Annotated in this window: 20 protein-coding genes; 11 read left to right on the plus strand and 9 right to left on the minus strand. The window is 73.2% G+C overall.

The genetic code is table 11. From position 1 onward, the window contains the following. Positions 1-6 precede the first annotated feature (6 nt). Positions 7-1,506 (minus strand): M14 family metallopeptidase, encoded by a 1,500-nt coding sequence (locus ACSRUE_RS34240; protein WP_441287265.1) that lies wholly within the window; start codon positions 1,504-1,506, stop codon positions 7-9. Between the two features lie 537 nt (positions 1,507-2,043). On the opposite strand from ACSRUE_RS34240, the gene ACSRUE_RS34245 reads away from it, so the two are divergent. Continuing rightward, a complete protein-coding gene (locus ACSRUE_RS34245; protein ID WP_441287266.1) occupies positions 2,044-2,364 on the plus strand; it encodes a hypothetical protein in 321 nt (106 codons plus the stop codon). A 145-nt stretch (positions 2,365-2,509) separates the two neighbouring features. Further along, a complete protein-coding gene (locus ACSRUE_RS34250; protein WP_441287267.1) occupies positions 2,510-3,319 on the plus strand; it encodes a class I SAM-dependent methyltransferase in 810 nt (269 codons plus the stop codon). Positions 3,320-3,614: 295 nt separating this feature from the next. Here the strand turns inward: ACSRUE_RS34250 and rnk are convergent, their stop codons facing one another. From rnk to ACSRUE_RS34270, 4 genes are all read right to left on the minus strand, one after another. After that, the gene (gene rnk, locus ACSRUE_RS34255) at positions 3,615-4,037 is read right to left on the minus strand and encodes a nucleoside diphosphate kinase regulator (RefSeq protein WP_441287268.1); all 423 of its coding nucleotides are present in this window, start codon (positions 4,035-4,037) and stop codon (positions 3,615-3,617) included. A 964-nt stretch (positions 4,038-5,001) separates the two neighbouring features. Then, a complete protein-coding gene (locus ACSRUE_RS34260) occupies positions 5,002-5,541 on the minus strand; it encodes an LEA type 2 family protein (RefSeq protein WP_441287269.1) in 540 nt (179 codons plus the stop codon). A 141-nt stretch (positions 5,542-5,682) separates the two neighbouring features. Further along, positions 5,683-5,934, minus strand: coding sequence for a hypothetical protein (locus tag ACSRUE_RS34265; RefSeq protein WP_437768412.1), 252 nt, complete (start codon positions 5,932-5,934; stop codon positions 5,683-5,685). A gap of 118 nt (positions 5,935-6,052) precedes the next feature. After that, complete coding sequence (locus ACSRUE_RS34270; protein WP_441287270.1) at positions 6,053-7,339, minus strand: NrdH-redoxin; 1,287 nt, start codon at positions 7,337-7,339, stop codon at positions 6,053-6,055. Between the two features lie 162 nt (positions 7,340-7,501). Between ACSRUE_RS34270 and ACSRUE_RS34275 the strand changes: the two genes are divergently transcribed. Beyond that, the gene (locus ACSRUE_RS34275; RefSeq protein WP_441287271.1) at positions 7,502-9,784 is read left to right on the plus strand and encodes a heavy metal translocating P-type ATPase; all 2,283 of its coding nucleotides are present in this window, start codon (positions 7,502-7,504) and stop codon (positions 9,782-9,784) included. Here the strand turns inward: ACSRUE_RS34275 and ACSRUE_RS34280 are convergent. Then, positions 9,685-10,365 carry a phosphoribosyltransferase gene (locus tag ACSRUE_RS34280; RefSeq protein WP_441287272.1) on the minus strand — a complete coding sequence of 227 codons (681 nt, stop codon included), beginning with the start codon at positions 10,363-10,365 and terminating at the stop codon, positions 9,685-9,687. The genes ACSRUE_RS34275 and ACSRUE_RS34280 overlap by 100 nt on opposite strands. Positions 10,366-10,574: 209 nt before the next feature. Between ACSRUE_RS34280 and ACSRUE_RS34285 the strand changes: the two genes are divergently transcribed. Both ACSRUE_RS34285 and ACSRUE_RS34290 read left to right on the plus strand, forming a co-directional pair. After that, a complete protein-coding gene (locus ACSRUE_RS34285) occupies positions 10,575-10,982 on the plus strand; it encodes a hypothetical protein (protein WP_441287273.1) in 408 nt (135 codons plus the stop codon). 8 nt (positions 10,983-10,990) lie between these two features. Then, a complete protein-coding gene (locus tag ACSRUE_RS34290; protein WP_441287274.1) occupies positions 10,991-12,559 on the plus strand; it encodes a ferredoxin reductase family protein in 1,569 nt (522 codons plus the stop codon). Here ACSRUE_RS34290 and ACSRUE_RS34295 read toward each other — a convergent pair. The 3 genes from ACSRUE_RS34295 to acsA form a co-directional block, all read right to left on the minus strand. After that, positions 12,501-13,409, minus strand: coding sequence for a PLP-dependent cysteine synthase family protein (locus ACSRUE_RS34295; protein WP_437768418.1), 909 nt, complete (start codon positions 13,407-13,409; stop codon positions 12,501-12,503). The genes ACSRUE_RS34290 and ACSRUE_RS34295 overlap by 59 nt on opposite strands. Positions 13,410-13,661: 252 nt before the next feature. Then, positions 13,662-13,844: a hypothetical protein gene (locus ACSRUE_RS34300; RefSeq protein WP_437768419.1), complete on the minus strand. Its 183-nt coding sequence runs from the start codon at positions 13,842-13,844 to the stop codon at positions 13,662-13,664. Between the two features lie 201 nt (positions 13,845-14,045). Beyond that, on the minus strand, positions 14,046-15,833 hold the full coding sequence (gene acsA / locus ACSRUE_RS34305) for an acetate--CoA ligase (protein WP_441293157.1): 1,788 nt from the start codon (positions 15,831-15,833) through the stop codon (positions 14,046-14,048). Positions 15,834-16,165: 332 nt separating this feature from the next. On the opposite strand from acsA, the gene ACSRUE_RS34310 reads away from it, so the two are divergent. From ACSRUE_RS34310 to ACSRUE_RS34335, 6 genes are read left to right on the plus strand one after another with little or no spacing between them, the layout of a single operon-like run. Further along, positions 16,166-16,447 (plus strand): N-ATPase subunit AtpR, encoded by a 282-nt coding sequence (locus ACSRUE_RS34310; RefSeq protein ID WP_437768420.1) that lies wholly within the window; start codon positions 16,166-16,168, stop codon positions 16,445-16,447. Beyond that, entirely contained in the window at positions 16,444-17,121 is a 678-nt protein-coding gene (gene atpB / locus ACSRUE_RS34315) for a F0F1 ATP synthase subunit A (RefSeq protein WP_441287275.1), read from the plus strand. The genes ACSRUE_RS34310 and atpB overlap by 4 nt, the downstream gene beginning before the upstream one ends. Next, complete coding sequence (locus tag ACSRUE_RS34320; RefSeq protein WP_437594783.1) at positions 17,118-17,360, plus strand: F0F1 ATP synthase subunit C; 243 nt, start codon at positions 17,118-17,120, stop codon at positions 17,358-17,360. Before atpB ends, ACSRUE_RS34320 begins: the two co-directional genes overlap by 4 nt. 3 nt (positions 17,361-17,363) lie before the next feature. After that, entirely contained in the window at positions 17,364-18,116 is a 753-nt protein-coding gene (gene atpF, locus ACSRUE_RS34325; RefSeq protein ID WP_441287276.1) for a F0F1 ATP synthase subunit B, read from the plus strand. Beyond that, positions 18,103-19,674: a F0F1 ATP synthase subunit alpha gene (locus ACSRUE_RS34330; RefSeq protein ID WP_441287277.1), complete on the plus strand. Its 1,572-nt coding sequence runs from the start codon at positions 18,103-18,105 to the stop codon at positions 19,672-19,674. The genes atpF and ACSRUE_RS34330 overlap by 14 nt, the downstream gene beginning before the upstream one ends. After that, the gene (locus tag ACSRUE_RS34335) at positions 19,661-20,536 is read left to right on the plus strand and encodes a F0F1 ATP synthase subunit gamma (protein ID WP_441287278.1); all 876 of its coding nucleotides are present in this window, start codon (positions 19,661-19,663) and stop codon (positions 20,534-20,536) included. The genes ACSRUE_RS34330 and ACSRUE_RS34335 overlap by 14 nt, the downstream gene beginning before the upstream one ends.

Consider the following 20,536-nt stretch of genomic DNA (forward strand, 5'->3'; position numbering starts at 1 on the left):
CCGGGCTCACCGGACCCGCCACGCCGGGTGCTCGTCCCCGATGGCGGGCGCCTCCACGAGGCCGTTCTCGACCGCCCCGTCGTCGCTCTCCGGCTCGCACAGGTACACGGCGATCGCGCCGAGCGGCTGGTCGGTGTCGACCCGGGACCAGCCCTCGGGGGCCCGCCGGGCCTCCTCGCGCCACCGCACCGACACCTCGCCGACCCGGGCCGCCTCCAGGATCGCCCGTCCGCCCTCGGCGCCGAGCGACGCCACCCGGGCGACCTCGACGTCGTGGACGCCCCCGGCCGGCTCGACGCGGAGCCCGTGCCGGCGCAGCGCCTCGGCGATCGCCGGCGACACGAGGTAGGCCCGCGGCCGATCCACCACCGTGGTCCCGACGAACCGCGCGTGGTGCGGGATCCGCAGGGTGGCCGGCTCGCCGCCGAACGCCCGCGGGCTGCGCGTCAGGATGTCGATCGGGGTCCCGGTCGGCTCGAGGCGGTACCGGACCGCGACGCGCTCCGGCGGCCGGGCGCTCGCGGCCACGACCTCGCGGACCGCGTCGGCGTGGCCGGCGACCCAGGAGAGGGCCTCGATCTGCCACGCCGAGGCGGTCTGGACGCGCTCCTCGAACGGGAGATAGCTGTAGCACTCGAGCAGCAGGTCGAGCCGCCCCGTGAGCCCGCGGTAGTTCGAGCCGAACCGCGGGTGGTGCGGGTAGGTCATCCAGCCGAGGCCGACGGGCGCCGCCGGGTCGACCTCGCCGTCCGCGTCGAGCACCCGCTCGTCCTCGACGAAGTTGCCGTACCAGCCGCTCTCGAAGCCGCGCCGCCGGACCGCGGCCATCACGTCGGGGACCAGGCGGTCGCGCACCATCGCGATCGGCTCCGGGCGGCCGGACTCGATGGTGTGCGGCACGTCGACCGTCATGTGGAACCGGTGCACCGACCCGTTGGTCGCGTGGTTGTCGATCGTGAGATCGGGCGCCCAGGGGATGCACACGCGCTGCTGGAGCAGGCGCATCTCGGGCGCGGCCTGGCGGAGGTAGTCGCGGTTCAGGTTGATGCCATGGCTCTGGGTCCGGGTGCCCACGACGGGACCTGGCTGGCCGGTGAGCTTCTTGAGGTCCAGGCGGCGGTTCCGCGGGTCGAGCGCGTCGTTGCCATCCGCGTTGAACAGCGGAACGACGAGGAGCACGAGCGCGTCGAGCCAGTCGGGGTGGCGGCCGTCGAGCAGATCGCGGACGAGCGCGAGGCTGGCCTCCTTGCCCTCCACCTCGCCGGGGTGGATCCCGTCGAGCATCAGCACGACGGGGCGCCCGGCGCGGCGGGCCTCGTCCGGGGATCGCACGCCGTCCCTGGACAGCACGAGCAGCGGCAGCTCCCGCCCGCCCGGGCTGGTCCCGAAGGGGGTCACGTGCAGGCGCGGGTCGTTGCGGCCTTCGAGCGCGCGGACGAACCGCATGACATCGGCGTGCAGGGAGGTCTCCCGGAATCCGGTGGCTTCGGCGCGGGTGAGCAGCATGGGCCCGATCTCTACCCCGCCGCCCGCAGGAGGGGGCAGCGATCGGCGGCGACGGCGCGATCGCGACGACGGCGCGCCTCGCCGGAAGAGCCCGCACGTGCGGTCGTGTGGTGCGTGTGGTGGACGAAGCGACGGAGTCCTCGTCCAGGCTGGTCAGATCGACAGGACAGGATGCGACCCGAAAGCGTGGAAGTCGCGGCAGGCACGTCAGACACGCATGTCTTCCCGTCGCCACGGTCGCCGGCGCGCGCGGTCGGCGCTCGGTGCGCAACGCGGCCCATGCGGCAACGCGGCAACGCGGCAACGTGACGACGCGGCAACGCAACCACCAGACACTCAAAGAACGGATTGTCATTTTGGCAGGATGAGCCATTGTACAGGTGGCGGACGTGTCAGCTTTGGCAGAGCGGCGCAAGAAGCGCCTCGATCCATGCGCTGGTTCCAGCGGATGCCTGCTGGCACGACGCTCGCATTCGCAGGAGTTGTCCCAGAGACGCTGGCAGCGAGCGGGCGCTCGCGAACGAGGCAGGTAGCACCATGTTGAAGATCCTCCGGAAGTTGAATGAAGGGAGCCTCCTCCAGCGCACAATGATGCATATCGCGGTGCTCGTCGCTGGATCTGCGAGCGTCGTCGCGCTGACCAGCGTGCTGCTCGTGTCGACCGCGAGGACCGTGCTGCCGCGCCACGACGCGACCGAGGCCGGCGCCGACAAGGCGGATGAGGAGCAGGGCGCCGACTCGGACGCTGATCCGGGCTCGCCGGAGGCGGCGGCGAGCCCCGCCGGCCCGAGGGTCGTGCCGAAGGCGCTGGCGCAGGCGCGCATGGCGAACCGGCGCGAGAGCGCGGTGGCGCGGTGATCACCACGTCATCTCATCCCGGCATGGCGCTGGCGCGGCGTGCTCGCCGCCTGCGCCGCCGGGGCGAGGCGGTGACCACGAATACGCCGCGCCAGGACACCGGCGGCTGGATCCGTTCGGCGCGTCCGTGATAGCACCTCTGCCGATGACCCAGCCCCCGAGTCCCCTCGCCACCCCCGTCGCGTGGAACCTGGTCGCCGGCGATTACGCGTCCGACATCGTTCCTCACTTCGAGAAGTATGCCGCCGACGCGCTCCGGCTCGCCGGCGTCGGCCCGGGCGCCCGCGTGCTCGACGTGGCCGCCGGGCCAGGCACCCTGTCCCTCCTCGCCGCCGGGGAGGCGCGCGTGACCGCGATCGATTTCGCCCCCGCGATGGTCGAGCAGCTGCGCGAGCGCGCCGCGCGCGCGGGGCTCGCGGTGGACGCCCGCGTCGGCGACGGCATGGCGCTGCCCTTCGAGGACGGCTCCTTCGACGCTGCCTTCTCGATGTTCGGGCTGATCTTTTTCCCCGACCGCGACCGCGGCTTCCGCGAGCTCCTCCGGGTGCTGCGCCCCGGCGGCCGCGCGGTCGTCGCGAGCTGGGTGCCGATGGACAGGACGCCCCTCCTGGGCGAGCTCTTCTCGGCGATCGGCGCCGAGCTCCCCGGGCTGCCCTTCGGCGAGGGCAAAGCGCCCCTCGGAGACCCAGGCGAGTTCCGCGCCGAGATGGAGGCCGCCGGGTTCCGGGACGTCTCGGTGCACGAGGCGGAGCACTCCCGCGAGTCGCCCTCGACCGAGGAGCTCTGGCGCTCCGTGAACCGGGGCAACGCGCCGCTGGTGCTCCTGCGGGACAAACTGGGCGACGAGCGCTGGGAAGCGCTCGGCAAGGCGATCCTCGGCAGGCTGCGGGCGCGGTTCGGCGACGGTCCTCAGCAGCTCTCGATGACCGCCCTCCTGGGCGTCGGCTCGCGCTAGCGACGCCACGGGCGCCCGGCGGAGGGCGCTCGGTCGTCGAGGTCGAGCCCGGGCGGCTCGCGCACGTACTCGCGCACGTACGCGGACGTAGAAGATGCCGTGCCGGGCGATGAAGCGCAGCCCGGGCTCGCCCCGGGCGTCGCCGTCGACGAGCTCCGCCTTGCCGTCGCTCAGCCGGACCGACACCTCGCGATCGCGGACCACGCGGCGAGGGCCGCCGACGGACGGGGGCGCCGCGGGGGTCAGGCCCTCGATGGGGCCCACCCCGGCGAGGCCGGCCGTTCACGCCGAAGGCTCACAGATCGAAGCGACCCGACGCCTCGGGCTGATAGACGATGCGCTCGATCCGGAGCCGCCGGGTGCGGCTCGGCGTGGGCCACTCCACCACCTCGGCCTCTCGACAGCCGAGCAGCGCGAGCCCCATCGGCGCGAGCACCGAGATGCGGCCGCTCTTCACGTCGGCGATCCCGGGAAACACCACGGTCACGCAGAGCCGCTCCTCTGTGCCGAGATCGACGAGCTCGACCCTGGAGTTCATGGTGACCACGTTCGGTGGGATGTCCGCCGCCTTCACGACGTCGGCGCGCTCGATCTCGATCTCGAGCGCCTCCAGGTTCGGGGAGTCTCCCCCGGGCCGCGCGCGCAGCGCCTCGAGCAGCCGCGCGAGGCGATCGCGGTCGAATTCGGTGAGGACGATGGGGTTCGTGTGAGGTGCCATGAGCGGATCTCCTTGTGTCGTCGATGCGATCCGGGCTCGGCCGAAGGTCCGCGCCGGCGAGCTGGACGGCGTGAATGCTCGCCCAGATCGCCCGCTCAGGCGCCCTCGACGCCAAGCCCGCTTCCTTCCGGGAGCGGCCAGCGAAAAACGCCGGAAGGCCGCTCCCCTACGAGCGTGCGGGCGACCTCCGGCAGAGGAGCCGGGATCGCAGGGAAACGAGCGCGCTACGCGCGCCGTGGCAAGGCCACGAACGCGACGCGACGGGGTGCAGACAGGCGCTCATTCCATGAGCATGGTAACACGGCGGTCCCCCCCAGGGCCATGACAAGGGAAGGCGCGCCCGGGAAGCGGTCCTCATTGGCCGTTGTCGTCCCCTCCCCTCGACCTTGCCTCACCCCCAGGCGGGCTCGGCCATCGACCGGAAGTCCCAGGCGGTCCCCGCGGTCAAGACCCCGGCCGAGGCGGAGCGAGACCTGCGCGAGCAGCCGAACGCCGGGCTGCGCGCCCATGTCCGACATGCCCGGGGGCCTCGCTCAGCACGCGCCCGCCCATGTCCGACATGCCCGGGGGCCTCGCTCGGCACGCGCCCGCCCATGTCCGACATGCCCGGGGGTCTCGCCGAGCAGGCACCCGCCCATGTCCGACATGCCCGGGAGTCTCGCCGAGCAGGCACCCGCCCATGTCCGACATGCCCGGGGGTCTCGCCGAGCAGGCACCCGCCCATGTCCGACATGCCCGGGGACCTCGCTCAGCACGCGCCGCCCATGTCCGAACTGGCCTCGATGCCCGCATGCTCCGTGGCGGCGCGAGGCACCCGTCGAGGCGAGCTCGGCACGTCGCGCGCCGCGCCAGCGCGGGCACCGCGGCGCGTGGTCCTCGCCGGAGACCGAGCGCGTGTTCGTCCGCGCGGGGGCGCCCCGTGGGCCGCCAGGGCGCCGCCGGCAGCCTCGGGCCGCGACGGGTGTTATCGCAGGACGCCGAGGGCGGTCTCGATCTGATTGCGGGCGACGACGCCGTGATCGTCGAGCGAGTAGTCGTCGGCCTCGAGCCGGAAGGTGCGCGTCGCGGTGACGTCCGCCCGGCCGCTGAAGCGGTACGGGATGACGGGCGACGAGAGCGTCTCGCGGAGCAGCTGGAAGCCGAGATCGACGGGGACGCTGACCGGGACGCGGACCTGGGTCGTGCGGTCGGATGCGAGCCATACGCCGTCGCCGTCGGCCCGGAAGTCGACCGCCAGCGGGTAGCGGCCGGCGAGCACGACCTGACCGCGCACCGCGCGGACTGCGACGTCGTACGAGTTCGGGTTGTGGACGTTGACGACGATCGTCATGAGGATGCCGAGGCTCGGCGGGAAGGCGATGCGGATCCCAGTGATCTCGGCGTGGTCGAGCTGCATCGTCGGCTTGCTGACGCACGCGGCGCCGGCGATCGCCGCCAGCGCTGCGAGCGCGAGCGCGAGCGCGGGCAGGCGGCGCAGGGGGTTGGTCTTCCGGGGAAACGGCACGAGCGCGAGCTTAGCCGCGCAGGGCCACGCCGTCACCTCGCGGCGTGGCGAGGCGGGCGCGGCGACCGGCGGCGCTCCGCGCGCGCCGGCGATCCCCGTCGGCGCGCTGGACCCACGTTCGCCGGGGTCGTCGGCCGCCGGTCAGGACGAGCGCCCGGAGGAGCTGGCGGAGACGCTGTCGTGCAGCACCTCGCGCGCCCCGGCGCCGGCGACGAGCAGCCAACTCTGGAGCGTCTTCAGGTCGTGCGTGGCCTCCACGGCCGACCGCAGCGCCGGTGGCATGAGGCCGAACCGCTCTTCATAGAGCTCGATCGTCGCCACTGCCATCGCCTGCGCCATCCCCTCGGCGCGCCCCTGCTCGATGAATTGCCCGACGAATTCCTTCCTGGCCATCACGGGCTCCCCTTCCTCCCGCCTCGCCGGCCCGTGCTCGGAGACCTCCGCCCGCGAGCGTAGCAGCGGTTCGAGCGCGATGTCGCCGCGTGCAGCGGCCGCCGGGGATCCGGGGCGATCATGTCGCCAGCCAGGCGGGCTTGAACAGCAGGACGAGACCGAGAAGCACCATGATCGCTCCGCTCAGCAGCTTCAGCCATCGTCCCTCCTTTTCCTGCAGCTTGCGGCGGCTCAACGTCACCACCGCGACGCCGACCATGATCATGTCGTCCGCCATATAGGCCACGTTGTAGAGCCCGAGATAGGCATAGTGCTTCCACGCGGGGAGGCGCTTCTCGACGAGGAGCTGGGTGTAGAGCGCCGGCAGGCCCGCGGTGCAGAGGAGCTCGACGACGTTGACCATGACGGCGAGGAGGCACGCGGCGGCGAGCGCGGCGGGCAGGCTCTCCGCCCTGACGACGGCCCGCATCCTCGCGTAGATCCCCGGCTTCACCGACTCGGGGATGCTGAGCGACACGCCCCGCTTCCATGCGAAGAAGTCTTTGACGTGGACCGAACCGGCGAGCACGGCGATGGCTCCCAGCGCGATCTGCGCGGCGCGCGAGGCGCCGATCAGGAGAAAGAAGTTCAGCCAGGCAGCCATGAAGGCGAAGTACGCGAGACCGCTCACGAGCACGAATACGCCGGCTATCAGCAGCATCTTCGCCCGGCTCCGCAGCGTGGCGAGGAAGGAGAGGAGAAAGAGGAGCACCCACGTGGCGCACGGGTTGAACCCGTCCACGAGCCCCAGCAGGACGGTGAACGCCGGCAGGCCGAGATCGCGGACGTCCAAGCGCCCGAAGACGGGCACGTCGACGACCCCCGCGCTCGGCCCGGCGCCGTCTGCCGGGCACGGTGGCTGCTCTGACGTGGGAGACGTGGGAGACGTGGGAGACGTGGGAGACGTGGGAGACGTGGGAGGAGTGAGAGGGCAGGACGCAGCAGACTCGTCGGCCGCGGTGGGCGACGGCGGCGCGTTGTCGAGCAACGCCTCGATGCGCCGGCCCGTCGCGTCGCGCCCCGCGTACCCGACGACGAGCACCCCGCGCACATAGAACGCGGGGACGCTCACGGCAGCGGTCGACTGCCCCTCGGCGATCGCCCTCAGCCGATCGAGCGCGGCGCGGTCCTCGACGACATCCGAGACGATCACGCGCAGGCCGGGTCGGCGGCCCGCGAGCTCGGCCACGAAGCGCTTGGCCTCGTCGCAGCGAGGGCACCCCTCGCGCGCGAACAGCTCCACATCGGCGCGCGGCTCGATCGGCGCAGCGCGCCCGGAATCGCTCCAGAGAAGGGAGAAGGCGAGCACGCACATCACCAGCGCTCGCACGACGACGGCAGGTCGCATGCAGAGCGGCTGTCGCACGATGCATGCTCGGCGGATCACGTGATCAGTCCACAGTCACAGCGCGACACACCTCGACTCGAGCGGCCGTCTCTGAGCAGGGGTGCGCTCGTCGTGTCGACGCTCTCCGGCCTGCTGGGCGGAGCCGCGGCGCACCTCGAAGGACACGCGCGTCTAGGAGACATGTTCTGGGCGGCCAGCGCGATGATCGCGCTCGCCCTCGTGGGCGCGCGCATCCTGGCGGACGTGCTGAAGAAGCGGGCGGGCGTCGACGTCATCGCGCTCCTCGCCATCGGCGGCGCGCTCTTGCTCCGGGAGCACCTGGCCGGAGCGCTGATCGGCGTGATGATGGCGACGGGCAGCGCCCTGGAAGGGTACGCGGCCGCGCGCGCCCGGCGCGAGCTCTCCGCCCTCCTCGCGCGCGCCCCCCGCGTCGCGCACCGCCGCGAGGGGGCCGACGTCACGACCGTCCCGATCGGCGCCGTCACCCCCGGCGACCTTCTGCTGGTGAAGGCGGGCGAGATCGTGCCCGTCGACGGGGTCGTCGTGGGTGCTCGGGCGCTCCTCGATGAATCGGCGCTGACCGGAGAGCCGCGGCCGGTGGAAAAGGCCCCCGGCGACCGCGTGGGCAGCGGGACAACGAACGCCGGTGCCGCCTTCGAGCTCCGCGCCGTCGCGAGCGCGGACGAGAGCACGTACGCCGGCATCGTCCGCCTCGTGCAGCAGGCGTCCGCCTCGAAGGCCCCGCTCGCCCGCCTCGCGGATCGCCATGCCCTGGCGTTCGCCGCGCTCTCGCTCGCCGTGGCCGCCGCGGCGTGGGGCCTCTCCGGCGACGCCGGCCGCGGGCTCGCCGTGCTCGTCGTCGCGACGCCCTGCCCGCTGCTCCTCGCGGTGCCCATCGCGATCGTCGGCGGCATCTCGCGCTCGGCCCGGCGCGGCATCGTGGTGAAGGGCGGCGCCGCGCTCGAGGCCCTCGCTCGGGCGGAGATCCTGCTCCTCGACAAGACAGGCACGCTCACGTTCGGCGGCCCGCGCGTGACCGGAGTGACGTGCTTCCGGTCGATCGAGGACGATACGGAGGTGCTCCGCCTGGCGGCGTCCCTCGAGCAGATCTCGTCGCACCCGCTCTCCGCGGCCCTGGTGCACGCTGCCCGCGAGCGTCGCCTCGATCTGTCCTTCCCGGAGGGCGCTCAGGAGGCGCCCGGCGCCGGCATGACGGGCCGGGTGGACGGGCGCGCCGTCCGCGTGGGGAGCGCCGAATGGGCAGCGCAGGGCGCGCCGCTCCCGGAGGACGCCCGCGCCTTCCGGCGCCGCGCGTCCCGCGCCGGCGCGATGACCGTCTTCGTGGCCGTGGACAGCGGCGTCATCGGCGCGCTGACGCTCGACGACCCGATCCGCCCCGATGCGCCGCGGACCTTGCGGGCGCTGCGGCGGGTCGGCGTTCGCCGTGTCGTGATGGTGACGGGCGACCACCCCCTCGTCGCCGAGACGGTCGGCGCCACGCTCGGCGTCGATCGCGTGCTCGCCCAGCGCTCGCCGGAGGAGAAGGTCGCCGCCGTACGCGAGGCGCGCGCCGAGGGGCTGACCGTGATGATCGGCGACGGGATCAACGACGCTCCAGCGCTCGCCGCCGCCGACGTCGGCGTCGCGATGGGCGCGCGCGGGGCCACCTCGTCCGCCGAGGCGGCCGACGTGGTGCTCGTGGTGGACAGGCTCGATCGCTTCGCCGAGGCCGTGACCATTGCGCGCCGCACCCGCGCGATCGCCGCGCAAAGCGCGATCCTCGGCATGGGGCTGTCGCTCTTCGCGATGGGCGCGGCGGCGCTCGGCTTCCTGCCAGCCGCCGCCGGCGCGCTCCTGCAGGAGGCGATCGACGTCGCCGCGATCCTGAGCGCGCTGCGGGCGCAGGGCGGCGGGCGCGGCGCGAGGAGGCCAGCCCTCGGCGAGGCCATGAGCCGCCGGCTGGAGCTGGAGCACGACCAGCTCATCCCGATGCTCGATCGGGTGCGGGTCGTCGCCGAGCGCATCGACCACCTGGCGAGGGAGGCGGCGCGCGCAGAGCTCGATGCGCTCGACCGCTTCCTCCGCGAGCGGCTCCTCCCGCACGAGCGCGCCGACGACGCCGAGGTCTATCCTGTCATCTCCCGGCTGCTCGGCGGCGAGGATCCTCTGGCGCCCATGAGCGCGACGCACCGGGAGATCTTCCACCTGATCCGGCTGTACGAGCAGCTGCTCGGAGAGCTCGACCCGCGCGGGCCCACGGCCGCGGATGTGCAGGATTTCCAGCGGATCCTCTATGGGCTCCACGCGGTGCTGCGGCTGCATTTCGCGCAAGAGGAGGAGCTCTATGCGTCGCTGAGCGAGCGCTACCACGCAGAAGCGCCGGCGGCGCCGCGGCGCGATGCGGTCGGATCGAGCGCCTCTCCGAGGAGCCGGCAGACATCCTGCTCGGACACCGGCGCGTAATCCTCGTACCAGAGCCCGACCGAATAGACGGGATCTCGGATATAGCAGTACACGAACTCGCGTGCGCGCCCCGAGAGCTCCGCGTACGCGGCATACGATGCGACGGGGACCGCGATGACGATGCCCGCCGGGCCGCCTTGCTCGACGGCTGTCACGGCGGCGCGCATGCTCGCTCCGGTCGCCACGCCGTCGTCGACGAGGAGGAGCGTCCTATCCCGGATGTCAGGCGCCCTGTGGCAGCCGTAATAGACGCGCTCCAGGCGCTCCACCTCCCGGGCTTCCGCGTCGGCGAGCCATTGCACCGTCGTGTCCGAGACGCCCAGCGCTCGGCAGAGCTCTTCATCGACGACCCGAACGCCGCCGCTCGCGACGGCGCCGATCGTCATGTGATCATGGTTCGGCGCCACGATCCGGCGCGCGATCAGCACGTCCAGCGGCACCCGCAGCAGCTTCGCTATCTCGAAGCCCACCGGCACCCCGCCCCGCGGCAGCGCCAGGAGGGTCACGTCCTCCCGCCCCGCATAGGCGGTCAGCCGCGACGCGAGCTGGCGGCCGGCGTCGGCCCGATCTCGAAATGGCATGTTCCCCTCTCCGATCGGCGTCGCTTGGATCGCCGGCGATGCTCGGAGCAGGGTGCAATTGTCTCGCCAGACGCCGCGCCCGACGCGGCCGGGGCGCTCTGCTCGCATGAGGCGTGTGTCACCGTTTCATGCCATGGCCCGCGAGCTGCATGACTGGGCGTAAACTGGGCGTAAACGCACCTCTGCTGCGTATCTCTGGAGCTCATGTGATGACCACCCGCCCGAGCCCGATCGCCACGATCGCCGCCGAGCCGTCCGCCGCTGCGCGGCAGGCCAGGCGCTCGGTCGCGGCGACCTCGATGCATTTCAAGCAGGGCTTGATCGCCTGCGCGGCCTGCGTAGGTCTCGCGGCGTGCAGCGAGACCCGCTCGACCCCCTCGCAGGGGCCGGCGCGGTTCGCCGATAGGATCGCGCCGCTGGCCGCCGAGCGATGTGACGGCTGCCACGCCACGGCGCCGGGCGGATCCATGGCGGCATACCGCACCGCGAGATCGTTGGTCACGCCCGGCAAGCCCGACGAGAGCCTTTACTACACCCTGCCGGAACGCCATCCGGCCGCGTGGGGAGACGCTGCCGGGCTGGTGCGCGCGTGGATCGAGGCGGGCGCGCCGGAGTAGCCTCGACCGTGGAAGCATGGGAGGCACCGCGGGCAGCGCGCGCGCGCGTCGCTCGGCTGCGCTGGATCGCCGTCTACCTGGCGCTCGCCGCGAGCGTCCTCTTGCTGCTGCTCGTCGGCGCCGTCCCGAAAGGACGAGGTCTCGCGGTGGAGATCGCGGCAGGGCTCGGCTACGTCGCGCTGGCGCTCCTTTCGCTCCAGCTCGCGCTGGGGGCGCGGGTACGGCGCGTCGTCAACGCGCTCGGCCTGGACGCGGTGCTCCTCTTCCACCGGCAGGCCGGGCTGTGGACCGCGGGCTTCGTCGCCGCGCACGTCGTGCTCCTCGCCGTCGCCGAGCCCTGGTACGTCGGGCACCTCCTGGACCTCTCCGCGAGCGCGCCGCGCGCGCTGGCCCTCGCCTTCGCGCTGATGGGTCTCCTGCTGCTCGTGCTCGTCCCGCGCCAGCTGACCCGGCTGCGCATCCCCTACGAGGCGTGGCGCGTCGGGCACGGGCTGCTGGCGGTGACCGTCGTGGGCATCGCGCTCTGGCACGTGCTCATGATCGGACGCTCGAGCGCGACGCCGGCGAAGCAGGCCGCCGTCACGGCGCTCGTCGCTGTCCCGGCGGCGGCGCTGGTCGCGTCCCACCTGCTGCGCCCGCTGCTGGCGCTCCGGCGAGCGTGGCGTGTCGCCGAGGTGCGCCGCGAGCGGGATGGCGTCTGGACCCTGGTCCTCGAGGCGGCCGGGCATGACGGGCTCCGGTTCCAGCCCGGCCAATCGGTCTGGCTCACGCTGGGCCGGTCGCCGTTCTCGCCCCGGCAGCACCCCTTCACCATCGCGTCGAGCGCGGCCTCGCCGCGGCGCGTGGAGCTCACGATCAAGGAGCTCGGCGACTTCACGCGCACGATCGGGCAGACCCCCGTGGGGACGCGGGCGTACCTCGCCGGGCCGTACGGCGCCTTCGCGCTCGATCTCCGGGCGCGGCACCCGCTCGTCTGCATCGCCGGCGGGATCGGCGTCACGCCGATGATGAGCATGATCCGCACGCTGCACGACCGGGGCGATCGCCGCCCGGTCCTCCTCGTGTACGCGAGCAGCACCGTCGACAAGATCGTGTTCGCGCAGGAGCTCGAAGAGCTCGCCCGCGCCATGGACCTCAGCGTCGTGCACGTCATCGAGAGACCGGCCCCCGGCTGGAGCGGGCAGGGCGGGCTCATCGGACGCGAGCTCCTCGACCGCCACCTGACCGACCGGTACGAGGGCGCCGAGGTCTTCGTGTGCGGCCCCGAGCCGATGATGAACGTCGTGGAGCGGGCGCTCCGCGACCGCGCCGTGCCCGGCGGGCGCGTGCACGCAGAGCACTTCGTGCTCGTCGGATCGAGGCCGCCCGGGCGGCGATCGATGCGGGAGGGGCACATCCGCGCCCTCTCGGCGGGCATCGCGCTGGTCCTCCTCGTGGCCGTGCTCCTCGTCGCCGCTGTCCGCGCCGCGCCCGCGGGCTCCGCCGGTCAGGGCGAACTCACGCGGGCCGAGCGCGCGCTCAGCGCGAGAACCAGGACTCGCTCAGGTATTTCTCCCCTTCGTCCGGGAACAAGGTGACCACGTTCCTCAGCTCGGGGTTCTTCTCCTTGACCCGCCTGGCGGCCAGGAGGTTCGCCCCGGAAGAGACCCCGACGAAGCAGCCGTGCGTCCTCGCGATCCGCCTCGCCTCCTCGATCGCGTCTTCGTCCTCGATCAGGAGGACATCGTCGATGAGCTCGATGTTGTCCTCGATGAGCGGGGGCACGAACCCGTCGGCGATGCCCTCGATCCGATGGGGCCGGCACACCTCGGGCCGGCCGTACAGGCGCCCGTAGACGAGGGCGCACCGGGCGGGCTCGACGCCGAAGACCTCGACGTCGGGGTTGACCCGCCTGAAGGCCCTCGCGAGGCCGATCAGGGTCCCGCCGGAGCCGATCGCCGCGACGACCGCGTCGATCCGCCGGCGACCGAAGGCGCGAAGGATCTCCCCGCCGAGGTGCTTGTCGTGGTCTTCGGCGTTCCAGGGGTTGGCGAACTGGTTCACATGGAAATGGCCCTTTTCCTTTCCCATGGCGCTCGCCCTTTGCACGGCGATATCCGTCCGATCCCGCGGGACTGTCCGCACGTCGGCGCCGAACGCCTTCATCATCTTGTAGCGCTCCTCGGAGAGGCCCTCGGCGATGAAGATCGTCACCTTGTAGCCTTTCACGGCGCCGACCATGGAGACGGCAGTTCCCGTGTTTCCGGACGATGCCTCGACGATCGTCCCGCCCTTCTTCAGGAGCCCTTCCCTCTCCGCCTTCTCGATGATGTACCTGGCGAGCCTGTCTTTGACGGAGCCAGAGGGGTTGAGGTGCTCGCACTTTACGTGAACGCCGTCGAGCTTCAGCAGGGGAGTTTCGCCTATCGCGTCGAGTATCGTCTTCATGTCCACGCCCCCGCGTTGTCCAGCGCGTCGGCCTCCCGCCGCGCCCCCCTTGCGCCGCTCTGCTGGCTCGCGGTGCACGAGCTGGACCGCTCGGCTGCGTCACCGCCGTAACCGCTCGCGAGGTGGTGAGATCCACGCACGGCACGCCGCGTCATGCTCCTCGTCAACCGGCGCCCGAGGCCCTCAGCCGGCGGGGCTCCTTCGCGAGGGGTAAGCTCGCAGAGCCCTCATGCGCTCGCGCCAGTCCCGCCGTCACCCGGCCGTGGCGGCTGCCCCGGTCGGGGCGGCTGTTCCTGCGTCGCCGCCTGACGTGAGTTGGCTCTGGGGGTAGGTGCTCTCGCCGAGCTTCTCGATGAGGAAGAGCTGCGTCTGGATCCAGGCGACGTGCTCCTCCTCGTCAGCGAGGATGCATCCACGTAGAAGCAGGGATTTCACAGGGAGGCAGGGAGGCAGGGGCCCTCTCGGCTAAGCACGTCCCTCAGCCAGAGCCACGACCATACCGGCGCCGAGGTGCGGGGAATGAGCTCGCCGGGCGCCGTGAGCCCGGCGGCCGGGCGCACCGCGAGCGCGGACGCGGCGCGCGGCTGACCCAACCTGCGCGGCCGACCGGAGAGACGGGTCGTGCCCGCACGGCGCTCACGGCGCCTCCTCCCCGGCCGTGCCGGTCGCCCCCGTGGCCGCCTCGAGCGTGGACAGGTCGCCCTCGGGCAGACCGAGCTCGCGCGCCCGGAGCAGCCGCCGCATGATCTTGCCGCTGCGCGTCCGCGGCACCGAGCCGGCAAAGGCGATCTCGCGCGGCGCGACCGCCGGCCCGAGGTGCTTGCGCGCGAAGCCGATGAGCTCCCGCTCGACGTCCGGCGACGGAGCGTGCCCGGGCTTCAGCGCGACGAACGCCTTGACGACCTCGCCGGCGATCGGATCCGGCCGCCCGATCACGGCGGCCTCGGCCACGGCGGGGTGCATGAGCAGCGTGCTCTCCACCTCGAAGGGACCGATGAGGTGCCCGGCGCTCTTGATGACGTCGTCGTCGCGCCCGACGAACCAGTAGTATCCATCCCCGTCTCGCCGGGCGAGATCTCCGCTCAGGTACCAGCCGCCCGCGAAGCACTTCGCATAACGCTCGGGGTTGTTCCAGTAGGCGCGAAACATCGATGGCCAGCCGGGGCGCAGCGCGATCTCCCCCTCCACGTCGGGCTGCTCGATCACCTCGACACCCCCCTCGGGCGTGCGGCGGACGATCGCCGCCTCCACACCGGGCAACGGGCGCCCCATGGATCCCGGGCGGACATCCACGGAGGCGAGGTTGGCGATCATGATCCCGCCCGTCTCGGTCTGCCACCAGCCGTCATGGAAGGGGCGACCCAACACCTCGTTGCTCCATGACACCGCGTCCGGATTCAGGGGCTCACCCACGCTGGCCATGAAGCGGAGCGCGCGGAGGTCGCGGGCGCGGAGCGGCTCCACGCCCGCTTTCATGAGCATCCTGATCGCCGTCGGCGCGGTGTACCAGACCGTGATGCGCTCTCGCTCGAGGATCTCGTACCAGCGCTCGGCGTCGAAATCGGCCTCGTCGACGACCAGGGTCACGCCGTTCGTCAGCGGCGCGAGGATGCCGTACGAGGTGCCTGTCACCCACCCCGGGTCCGCCGTACACCAGAAGACGTCGTCCGGATGGAGGTCGAGGGCGAGCCTCCCGGTCACATGGTGCATCAGCACGGCTGCGTGGACGTGGAGGGCGCCCTTCGGCGTGCCCGTCGTCCCGCTCGTGAAGTGCAGCAGGGCCGGCGCCTCCGGGTCGGTCGGCGGGATCGACGCCGCGGCGGGCGCCCCGTCGAGCAACGTCCGGTAGGAGAGCGTCCCCGGCGCCTCGCCGTCCACCAGGATCACGTGCTCGAGCGACGGCAGCTCGCCGCGGATCGGCGCGACCCTGCGCGCGTAGAGCCGCGATGTCGTCACCAGCACGCGCGCCTCGCCGATGCTCATCCGCGCGCGCAGCGGCTCGGGGCCGAAGGCCGAGAACAGCGGACAGAAGATCGCCCGGTGCCTGAGCGCGCCGAGCGCGGCGACGTAGAGCTCCGGCGTCCTGCCGAGCAGCGTATAGACGCGATCTCCCGGCCGGACCCCCAGGCCCGCGAGCGCGCCGGCGAAGCGGGCCGTGAGCTCGGCGAGCTCGCCGTAGCGGATGTCCACCCGCGCTCCGTCCTTGCCGAGCCAGCGGATCGCGACGCGATCCCTGCCAGCGCCCGCGGCATGGCGGTCCACGGCTTCGTAGGCCATGTTGAGCCCCTGTCCGCCGGGCAGACCGGTCAGCTCGGCCCGCGCGTCCGCCCACGAGAAGCGGCGGCACGCCTCCGTGTAGTCGGCGAGGTTCGGCGGCGGCTCTCCCGCGCCGCGAAGCTTCTTGATCTGCCTCGGCGCCTCCATCATCGCCTCCCCTGACCGGCACGCAACCACCGTACCCGGCGCGGGCTCTTCGCCCTCGGCGCCGAAGTGGCGACAAAGAGCCCACGCCGCCCAGGCGGCCACGGCCGCGCCACACGCTGCTCGCGCAGCGCACGCACACGCGCGCTGCGGCGCTTCCGCGGCCCCGGGCTGGCCTTCGCCGCGAGCGCCCCAGAGCTCGGGGTCGCCGTCACCTCCGTTCCGGGGCCGTGGGATCACGCCTTTCGATCGGGCGCAGCTCTCTTATTGATCCGACTTGGTCCGGCGCGCCGCCGGCGCGCGGAGCGGGCGGCCCGGAGCGCAAGGAGAACGGCATGTCGTCCCTCATCTGGTCCCTGGTCGGCGCGTCGCTCGCGGCGGCCTTCTTCGGCGCGCTCGCCCGCTCCGTCCGCCGGCTCCTCGCCGAGGGCGCCACCGCGCGGGCGCTGCTGCTGCACGCGGGGCGGTGGATCCTGCTGCTCTCGGCGCTCACCGCGATCGCGCGGCTCCACGCCCGCGCCCTCCTGCCCGTCGTGGCAGGGTTCGCGCTCGTCCAGGCCGTGGCCTGCATGGTCGCGCGGGCATGCCTGCGTCCGACGGAGGACAGGCGCGCATGATCTCGCCGCTGGCCGAGCCCACCCTCTTCCACGTCGGTCCGGTGCCCTTCACGGAGACCATGCTCACGAGCGTCGCCATCACCGCGGCGCTCGGGGGCGCGAGCGCCCTGATCGGACGGCGGCTGTCCGTGAGGCCAGGCAGGCTCCAGGCCGCCACGGAGGTCGTCGTCACCGCGATCGGCGATCAGATCCGCGCCATCCTCCGGCGCGACCCCGAGCCCTACCTGCCTCTCCTCGGCACGCTCTTCCTCTTCCTCGTCACCGCCAACTGCGCCGGCGTGCTCCCCATGGTCCATGCTCCGACCGAGCGCATCGAGACGCCGCTCGCGCTCGCGCTCATCGTCTTCTTCTCCGTCGCGGGCTACGGCGTCCGCGCGCACGGCCTGCTCGGCTATCTCAAGCATTTCCTCGAACCGAGCCCGCTGCTCGCGCCGATCCACCTCCTCTCGCAGGCGACCCGCACCTTCTCCCTGATGATGCGCCTGCTCGGGAACATCATGAGCCACGGGCTCGTGCTCGCCGTGGTCGTGTCGGTGGCCGGCCTCCTCGTCCCCATCCCCGTCATGGCGTTCGCGCTGTTCGTGGGGGTCGTGCAGTCGTACATCTTCACCGTGCTCGCGGCCGTCTACGTCGGCGCGGCGATCGAGGAGCAGGTCGACGGGAGGGCCGCGTGAGCGCGGAGAGCCTGAGCATCCTCGGCGCCGTGCTCGCGGTCAGCGCCGGGGCCGTCGGGCCGGCGTTCGCCGAGGGCCGCGCGATCGTCGCGGCCATGGAGGCGATCGCCCGCCAGCCGGAGGCCAGCACGACGATCGCGCGGACCCTGTTCGTCGGCCTCGCGATGATCGAGGCCACGGCGATCTACTGCCTCGTGGTCGCGCTCGTCCTGCTCTTCGCCAACCCGTTCGTGCGCTGAGCCATGCACGTCTCCGGCTGGAACATCGCGCTGCAGACGGTGAATTTCCTCGTGCTCGCCTGGCTCCTCCGGCGCTTCCTGTGGAAGCCGGTGGCGAGGATCGTCGAGGCGCGGCAGCGGGACGCCGCGGCCGTGCTCGGCGACGCGCGCGAGGAGCGCGCGCGGGCGCAGCGGGCCGAGCAGGAGGCGCAGGTCAGGCGCGCGGCGCTCGCCGAGGAGGGGCGCCGCGAGCTCGAGGCGTCGCTGCGCCGCGCCGACGGGGAGGCGCAGCGGGTCCGCGAGGAGGCGGAGCAGAAGGCGCGCTGCCTGATCGAGCAGGCGCGGGCCGAGATCGCGGAGGAGCGGGCGCACGCGCTCCACGAGCTCGAGGCGCAGGCGACCGAGCTCGCGATGACGATCGCGGAGAGGCTGCTCCGCGAGGCGTCGGCGGGGCAGGACGCCCTCCTGGTCGCCCGGGCCATGCAGACCCTGGACGAGCCGGAGCAGCGGCGGCTCGTCGCCCGGCAGCTCGACCAGCTCGACGAGGCGCGCGTGGAGGTGGTCTCGGCGAGCCCGCTCGGGAAGGACGCGGAGCAGCGGCTCCGCGCGTGGCTCTCGGGGGTCGCCGCGCGCCCCGTGGCCCCGGTGTTCCAGGTCGATCCGTCGATGGTCGCCGGCCTGGAGCTGCGCTTCCCCCACGGGGTGTGGCAGCTCAGCTACCGGGCGTGGCTCCAGCGGATCGCGGCCGCCCTCGAGGTGCGGGATGGGGCTTGCTGAGGACCTCGGCGGCTGGGTGGGGCGGGCGAGAGAGAGCGCGCGCGGCGTTCCTCTCGGACCGGAGGCGCGGGAGGTCGGGCGCGTGCTCCGCGTGGCCGACGGCATCGCGGCCGTCAGCGGCCTGCCCAGCGCGAAGCTCGACGAGGTCCTCGTCTTCGAGGACGGCACGCGCGGCCTCGCGGTGGCGCTCGATCCCGGCACCATCGGCTGCGTGCTGCTCGGTCCGGACAGGGGCATCGCCGCGGGCTCCGCCGTCCAGGGGACGGGCACGGTGATCGACGTGCCCGTCGGGGAGGCGCTGCTCGGGCGCGTCGTCGACCCGCTCGGGGTGCCGATCGACGGGGGCGGCCCGCTCGGCGGGGCGGCGGTCTATCACGCACGCGCGCGCGCGCGTGCGCCGATCGAGCGCCGGGCGCCGTCCATCGTCGATCGCGACCCCGTGACCGAGCCGCTCTTCACGGGGATCCTCCTCATCGACGCGATGCTCCCGCTCGGGCGCGGCCAGCGCGAGCTCATCATCGGCGACCGCGGCACCGGAAAGACCGCGATCGCGGTCGACGCGATCCTGAGCCAGCGGGAGACCGACGTCGTGTGCATCTATGCGGCGATCGGCCAGACCTCGTCCTCGGTCGGCGCGGTGATCGACGCGGTTCGCCGCTACGGCCCGAAGAACCGGACCACGTGCGTCGTCGCCGCGCCGGACGCCACGGCCGGGCTCCAGTGGCTCACCCCCTACGCGGCCTGCTCGATGGCGGAGCACTTCGTCGAGCGCGGCGGGCACGCGCTGCTCGTCCTCGACGACCTCACGAGCCACGCCCTCGTGCACCGGCAGATCTCGCTCTTGCTGCGCCAGCCCCCGGGGCGCGAGGCGTTCCCGGGCGACGTGTTCTACCTGCACTCGCGGCTGCTGGAGCGCGCCGCGAAGCTGACCGGGGCGCTCGGCGGCGGCTCCCTGACCATGCTGCCCATCGCCGAGACGCAGGCCAGCAACCTGAGCGCGTACATCCCGACCAACCTCATCTCGATCACCGACGGGCAGATCTTCCTCGACCCGCGCCTCTACAACGAGGGATGGAAGCCCGCGATCGACGTCGGCAAGAGCGTGTCCCGCGTCGGCGGCAAGACGCAGACGCCCGCGATGCGCGCCGTCGCGGAGAGCCTCCGGCTCGAGTACGCGCAGTTCCTGGAGCTCGAGCTGTTCGCGCGCGTCGGCGGGGGCGCGGAAGAGGCCACGAAGCGAGCGCTCGAGCGCGGCCGTCGAGCGCGCGCGGCGATGGCGCAGCCGCTTCACCGGCCGCTGTCGGTCGGGCGGCAGATCGCCTTGCTGATGGCGCTCCAGGAGGGCCTGCTCGACCCGCTCCCTGTGGCGGCGATCGACGCGCTCCGCGAGGCGCTCGATCGCGGGCTCCCGTCGCGGTGCCCCGCGACGCTCGCGCGGCTCGAGGCGGGCGTCGAGCCCGCGCCGGAAGAGCGCCGCGCGCTCCTCGCCGAGCTGGCCGCGATGGTGGCCGAGGTCGGAGCCCGCGGCGACGAGGGGCGAGGCGATGGACGCGGTTGAGCTCGCCGCGCGGATCCGCACGCTCTCGCAGGCGGCGAAGGTGGTCGACGCGATGCGCTCGGTCGCGGCGTCGCACCGGCGGCAGGCCAACGACGCCTTCATGGGGTTCGAGCGCTACGCCGCGGCGACGCGGGAGGCGCTCGGCCAGGCGCTCGAGCTGCTCGACGCGGAGGAGGGGCGCGCGCCCTTCGAGAAGCCCGCCGGCGCCGCCGGCGCCCGGCGCGTCGTGGTCCTCTTCTCGGAGCACGGGTTCGTCGGCGCGCTCAACGAGCGGCTGCTCGACGCGGCGCTCCGCGTCGCCCGCGACGATCCGGGGCCGGCGGAGCTCGCCGCGCTGGGCACGCGGGGGCTCCGGCTCTGCCGCGACCGCGGCGTCGCCGCGCTGGCCTCGGGCCCGCTGCCGTCGACGATCCCGGGCGTCGGACCGGCCGCGGATCGGCTCACGCGGGACCTGTTCGGCGCGATCGCCGGCGGCGCGATCGCCTGCGTCGATCTGGTGTTCGCGCGGCGCGCCGGCGCGCTCGGGTGGCGGCCCGAGGCGCTCCGGCTGTTCCCGCCGGAGCGCGGGTCCGGCGCGGGGGCGGCGCGGGGCGAGCCCCCGCTGCGCACGTTGCCGGCGGCCGCGCTCGTCGCGCGGATCATCGAGGAGCACTGCCTGGCCCAGGTGGTCTGGGCGCTCGGCGAGGCGTTCGCGTGCGAGCGCGCGGCGCGCCTCGCGGCGATGGAGGCGTCGCAGCGCAGCCTGCGGGATGAGCTCGACGAGCTCTCGCGCGCGGAGCGCACCGCGCGGCAGGAGGCGATCACGAGCGAGCTCCTCGAGATCGCCGCCGGCTCGGAGCCGCTGCGCGAGGCGGAGGGGTGA

It is taken from the genome of Sorangium sp. KYC3313, assembly GCF_052075895.1.
Lineage (GTDB): Bacteria > Myxococcota_A > Polyangia > Polyangiales > Polyangiaceae > Sorangium > Sorangium cellulosum_B.

Excerpts from the sequence above, each read along its gene's own strand:
- rnk (WP_441287268.1), bottom strand. The coding sequence starts at position 4,037 with ATGGCACCTCACACGAACCCCATCGTCCTCACCGAATTCGACCGCGAT.
- ACSRUE_RS34335 (WP_441287278.1), top strand. The coding sequence starts at position 19,661 with ATGGACGCGGTTGAGCTCGCCGCGCGGATCCGCACGCTCTCGCAGGCG.
- ACSRUE_RS34295 (WP_437768418.1), bottom strand. The coding sequence starts at position 13,409 with ATGAAGACGATACTCGACGCGATAGGCGAAACTCCCCTGCTGAAGCTC.
- ACSRUE_RS34280 (WP_441287272.1), bottom strand. The coding sequence starts at position 10,365 with ATGCCATTTCGAGATCGGGCCGACGCCGGCCGCCAGCTCGCGTCGCGG.
- ACSRUE_RS34285 (WP_441287273.1), top strand. The coding sequence starts at position 10,575 with ATGACCACCCGCCCGAGCCCGATCGCCACGATCGCCGCCGAGCCGTCC.
- ACSRUE_RS34275 (WP_441287271.1), top strand. The coding sequence starts at position 7,502 with ATGTTCTGGGCGGCCAGCGCGATGATCGCGCTCGCCCTCGTGGGCGCG.
- ACSRUE_RS34240 (WP_441287265.1), bottom strand. The coding sequence starts at position 1,506 with ATGCTGCTCACCCGCGCCGAAGCCACCGGATTCCGGGAGACCTCCCTG.
- ACSRUE_RS34245 (WP_441287266.1), top strand. The coding sequence starts at position 2,044 with ATGTTGAAGATCCTCCGGAAGTTGAATGAAGGGAGCCTCCTCCAGCGC.
- acsA (WP_441293157.1), bottom strand. The coding sequence starts at position 15,833 with ATGGAGGCGCCGAGGCAGATCAAGAAGCTTCGCGGCGCGGGAGAGCCG.
- ACSRUE_RS34265 (WP_437768412.1), bottom strand. The coding sequence starts at position 5,934 with ATGGCCAGGAAGGAATTCGTCGGGCAATTCATCGAGCAGGGGCGCGCC.
- ACSRUE_RS34310 (WP_437768420.1), top strand. The coding sequence starts at position 16,166 with ATGTCGTCCCTCATCTGGTCCCTGGTCGGCGCGTCGCTCGCGGCGGCC.
- ACSRUE_RS34250 (WP_441287267.1), top strand. The coding sequence starts at position 2,510 with ATGACCCAGCCCCCGAGTCCCCTCGCCACCCCCGTCGCGTGGAACCTG.
- atpF (WP_441287276.1), top strand. The coding sequence starts at position 17,364 with ATGCACGTCTCCGGCTGGAACATCGCGCTGCAGACGGTGAATTTCCTC.
- atpB (WP_441287275.1), top strand. The coding sequence starts at position 16,444 with ATGATCTCGCCGCTGGCCGAGCCCACCCTCTTCCACGTCGGTCCGGTG.
- ACSRUE_RS34330 (WP_441287277.1), top strand. The coding sequence starts at position 18,103 with ATGGGGCTTGCTGAGGACCTCGGCGGCTGGGTGGGGCGGGCGAGAGAG.